A 4773-nucleotide genomic window follows, 5' to 3' on the forward strand; every position below is an offset into this window, starting at 1 on the left:
CGGTAGGACTCGGTACGCTGGTGAGGGTCACAGTCGGTTGCGCCAACGGTCACGGTCGGCCGCGCCTCAGGGCGACGGGACCGGCGACGACTCGCCTCAGGGCGATGGGACCGGCGACGACTCGAGAGGCTAGGTAGACGTGAGCACCGGAGAAGTTCGGCCAGGGGCCGCCTCTGACGGGGCAGGCGTCGACGACGGCGACCTGTCCCTGTTCCAGGAGGCCGAGAGTCGATGGCAGCGGTGGCGCGCGCATATCGCCGCGCGGCCCAGCCTCGACCACGCCTACCGCGTGGCGGTCGGCGGTTTCGGATCGGTCGTACTGGTCGCCGGTCTCGTCGCCATTCCCTATCCCGGTCCCGGCTGGCTGATCGTGTTCGCCGGGCTCGGAATCCTCGCATCCGAATTCACCTGGGCCCACCGTCTGCTGCACTACGCGCGAGCACGCTACGACCGGTTCTTGGCCTGGTTTTCGAGGCAGTCACTGGTGGTGCGGGGTGCCGGCGCACTGATGACGTGTGTTGTCGTGGTCACGACGCTCTGGGTTCTCGGGACCTTCGGTCTTGTCGGCACGTGGGTCGGACTCGACTACTCGTGGCTGGAGAGTCCGCTCTAACCGGACGCATGATCGGCCGAGGCCTCGGGGCCGATAGCATGGGCAGGCGCATTCACCATGTCTGCACCACACACTAGGAGAACATCGCCGTGACCACGCCCGCACCTGCCGTTCCAGCCGCCCTCGTCCGGGTGCCCGCCGGAACTACGGCCGGAACCGCGGTGAGGGAGGCCGGCTACCCGAGCAAGGGCCCCGACGTCGTCGTCGTCGTTCGTGCCGCCGACGGCCAGTTGAAGGACCTGTCGTGGGTACCCGACACCGACGTCGACGTGGAACCGGTGGCAGCCGACACCGACGACGGACGCAGCGTCATCCGGCATTCCGCCGCTCATGTTCTGGCACAAGCCGTCCAACAGGAGTTTCCCGAGGCTAAACTCGGAATCGGCCCGCCGATCAAGGACGGCTTCTACTACGACTTCGCCGTCGACCGTCCGTTCACTCCCGACGATCTCGCCAACCTCGAGAAGCGGATGAAGAAGATCATCAAGGGGTCGCAGCGGTTCTCGCGTCGTGTCGTCGACTCGCTCGAGGCGGCGCGCGAGGAACTCGCGAACGAGCCCTTCAAACTCGAGCTGATCGACGACAAGTCGGGCATCGACGACCCGGAAATCATGGAGGTGGGCGGCAACGAGCTCACCATCTACGACAATCTGGATCCCAGGACGGGGGAGAGGATCTGGGCAGACCTGTGCCGGGGTCCGCACATTCCCACCACCAAGCACATTCCGGCGTTCAAACTCACCCGCAGTTCGGCGGCCTACTGGCGTGGCAACCAGGACAACGCCGATCTCCAGCGCATCTACGGCACCGCATGGGAATCGACCGAGGCGCAGGAGAAGCATCTCGAACTGCTCGCCGAGGCGGAGCGCCGTGATCACCGCAAGCTGGGCCTGGAGCTCGACCTGTTCAGCTTCCCCGACGAGCTCGGTTCGGGCCTGCCCGTGTTCCATCCCAAGGGCGGCATCATCCGCACCGAGATGGAAAACTACTCCCGTCGGCGTCACATCGAGGCCGGCTACGACTTCGTCAATACCCCACACATCACCAAGGGACACCTCTATGAGGTGTCGGGTCACCTCGACTGGTATCGGGAGGGCATGTACCCGGCGATGCACATCGACGAGGAGTTGAACGAGGACGGCACGGTGCGCAAGCCCGGCCAGGACTACTACCTCAAGCCGATGAACTGCCCGATGCACAACCTGATCTTCCGTGCGCGCGGGCGGTCGTACCGGGAGCTGCCGCTGCGACTCTTCGAGTTCGGCTCGGTGTACCGGTACGAGAAGTCCGGTGTCGTCCACGGACTCACCCGGGTGCGCGGTATGACCCAGGACGACGCGCACATCTACTGCACCCGCGAGCAGATGCGCGACGAGCTGACCAGCACTCTCGGGTTCGTGCTGAAGCTGCTCGGGGACTACGGTCTCGACGATTTCTATCTCGAACTGTCCACCAAGAACCCGGACAAGTTCGTCGGTGACGACGCGGCGTGGGAAGAAGCCACCCGGACGCTCGCCGAGGTCGGCGAGGCGTCGGGACTGAATCTGGTCCCCGATCCGGGCGGGGCCGCGTTCTACGGTCCCAAGATCTCCGTTCAGGTGCAGGATGCACTGGGACGAACCTGGCAGATGTCCACCATCCAGCTCGATTTCAACCTGCCCGAGCGCTTCGACCTGGAATACACCGCCACCGACGGAACCAAGCAGCGTCCGGTGATGATTCACCGCGCGCTGTTCGGCTCGATCGAGCGGTTCTTCGGAGTTCTGACCGAGCACTACGCCGGGGCGTTCCCGGCATGGCTCGCACCGGTCCAGGTGGTCGGTATCCCGGTGGCCGAGGCTTTCGAGGATCACCTCTTCGATGTGGTGAAGAAGCTGAAGGCGGCCGGAATCCGGGCCGAGGTCGATGCGAGCGACGACCGGATGCAGAAGAAGATCTTCAACAACACCGCCCACAAGGTGCCGTTCATGCTGCTGGCCGGCGCCCGCGACGTGGAAGCGGGCGCGGTCAGCTTCCGGTTCCGGGACGGCACCCAGGTCAACGGTGTGCCCGTCGACGAGGCTGTCCGCATCGTGACCGAATGGATCGCCCGCCGCGAGAACGCCTCGCCCACCGCGGACCTGCTGGACGCAGGCAGGGAAGAGTGACACACATGGCCGAAGGTGAGGACGTGACGTCCGAGGACGTCGGGCCGGATGGCAGGCAAACGGGCACTGTCGAGGGGCCGGGGCGTCTCGTCGACCAGGGCCCGGGCGAGCCCGATCGCCTCCAGCGGATCTGGTCACCGCATCGCATGTCATATATCGCCGAGGCGCCGAAGTCGGGGAGTGCCCCGAACGAGCCGTTCAGTGACATCCCGAAGATGAACGACGAGGACGGCCTCATCGTCGCGCGAGGCGAACACGTTTACGCCGTGTTGAACCTGTACCCGTACAACCCGGGCCATCTGATGGTGGTGCCCTACCGCAAGGTGGCAGCGCTCGAAGACCTCACGCAGGAGGAGAGTGCCGAATTGATGTCGTTCACGCAGCAGGCGCTTCGCGTGATCAAGCGGGTGTCGCGTCCGGACGGCTTCAACGTGGGTCTCAACCTGGGTGCGGCGGCCGGCGGCTCGCTCGCCGAACACCTGCATCAGCACGTGGTCCCACGGTGGGGTGGCGATGCGAACTTCATCACGGTGCTGGCCGGGGTCAAGGTCATGCCGCAGCTGCTGCGGGAGACGCGCGGTCTGCTGGCGAAGGCCTGGAATGAATGACGCGACGGATGATTAGCGCGGGCGTCGCAGCCGCCCGGGTAGTGCATTCGAGGCAGCAAGTGAAGAAAGGGGTAGCAGGGTGCTGAGCTTCTTCGGCCGGGCATCGGTGTCCAAGGTGACGGCGCCGCTCGGCAGGGCGCTGGTCAAGACCGGCCTGACGCCCGACGCGGTCACCCTGATCGGCACGGTCGCCACGGTGGCCGGGGCGGTCACGCTGTTCCCTCGCGGGCACCTGTTCTGGGGGGCCGTCTTCATCACCGTGTTCGTGCTGTTCGACATGCTCGACGGTGCGATGGCCCGGGCCCGGGGTGGGGGAACCCGATACGGTGCGGTTCTCGACGCCACCTGCGATCGGGTGGCCGACGGTGCGATCTTCGCCGGTCTCGCATGGTGGGCGGCGTATTCGGAGAACAGCAAGCCGCTCCTCGCTGCGACACTGATCTGCCTGGTCACCTCACAGGTCATTTCGTATGCGAAGGCGCGTGCGGAGGCCAGTGGGCTCACCGCGGACGGCGGACTCATCGAACGACCTGATCGGCTGGTCATCGTGCTGGTGGGTGCCGGGGTCACCGGGATGGGCGTTGCCTGGGCAATCCACGTCGCCATGTGGTTGCTCGCAGCGGGCAGCGTCGTCACGGTGTTCCAGCGGGTCCTGGCCGTCCGCAACTCGGTGGGTGCGCGAGATCTGCTGCCGGCACAGAGCCCCACCGCTCCGGACGACGGACAGGCCCCCGAGCAGTGAGCATGAGTGAGCGGCTCAGCGATCTGGGCTACGCCGCGGGCTGGAGGCTGGTGCGGGCGCTGCCCGAGAAGGCCGCGGTGGCCCTGTTCGACAAGGGCGCCGATTTCGCGGTCCGCCGCGGTGGTCCCGAGCAGCTGCGTCGCAACCTCGCCCGCGTGCTGGGCGTGCCACCCGCCGAGGTGCCGGACTCGCTGATGCGGGCATCGGTACGGTCCTATGCCCGGTACTGGCGCGAGGCGTTCCGGCTGCCGTCGATGGATCTGGTGCAGGTGGGGGCGGATCTCGACTCCCTCATCGAAGGTCAGGAACATCTCGATGCCGCGATGGTGGCAGGACGAGGGGCCGTCGTCGCGCTCCCACACGCCGGTAACTGGGACATGGCGGGGGTGTGGTGTGCCCAACACTGGGGCGGGTTGTCCACCGTCGCGGAACGGCTGAAACCAGAGTCGCTCTACCGGCGATTCGTGGATTACCGGGAGAGTCTGGGTTTCGAGATCTTCCCGCTCAGCGGAGGTGAGAGCCCGCCGTTCGTCGAACTCGAGGCGCGGCTTCGGGCCAACAAGATCGTGTGCCTGCTGGGCGAGCGTGATCTGGCGAAGAAGGGGATCCCCGTCACCTTCTTCGGGGAACCCACGCGCATGCCCGCGGGTCCGGCCAAGCTGG

General features: G+C 66.3%; 5 protein-coding genes. All 5 read left to right on the plus strand.

What is annotated here, in order from left to right; genetic code table 11:
- The first annotated feature begins 139 nt into the window (after window positions 1–139).
- Window positions 140–613 carry a TIGR02611 family protein gene (locus WAW17_RS22185; RefSeq protein WP_422335069.1) on the plus strand — a complete coding sequence of 158 codons (474 nt, stop codon included), beginning with the start codon at window positions 140–142 and terminating at the stop codon, window positions 611–613.
- Between the two features lie 89 nt (window positions 614–702).
- Window positions 703–2760 carry a threonine--tRNA ligase gene (gene thrS, locus WAW17_RS22190; protein WP_422335070.1) on the plus strand — a complete coding sequence of 686 codons (2058 nt, stop codon included), beginning with the start codon at window positions 703–705 and terminating at the stop codon, window positions 2758–2760.
- Between the two features lie 5 nt (window positions 2761–2765).
- A complete protein-coding gene (locus WAW17_RS22195; protein ID WP_422335071.1) occupies window positions 2766–3368 on the plus strand; it encodes an HIT family protein in 603 nt (200 codons plus the stop codon).
- Between the two features lie 79 nt (window positions 3369–3447).
- Window positions 3448–4110, plus strand: a complete 663-nt coding sequence (pgsA, locus tag WAW17_RS22200) for a phosphatidylinositol phosphate synthase (RefSeq protein ID WP_422335072.1) — start codon at window positions 3448–3450, stop codon at window positions 4108–4110.
- A 2-nt stretch (window positions 4111–4112) separates the two neighbouring features.
- Window positions 4113–4773 (plus strand): phosphatidylinositol mannoside acyltransferase (locus WAW17_RS22205; protein ID WP_422335073.1); only part of this gene is annotated, 661 nt, incomplete at its 3' end.

The organism is Rhodococcus sp. (in: high G+C Gram-positive bacteria), assembly GCF_049286785.1.
Classification (GTDB): domain Bacteria; phylum Actinomycetota; class Actinomycetes; order Mycobacteriales; family Mycobacteriaceae; genus Rhodococcus_F.

What these genes read in the sequence shown, in the direction of transcription:
- WAW17_RS22195 (WP_422335071.1), top strand. Translation starts at nt 2,766, where the DNA reads ATGGCCGAAGGTGAGGACGTGACGTCCGAGGACGTCGGGCCGGATGGC.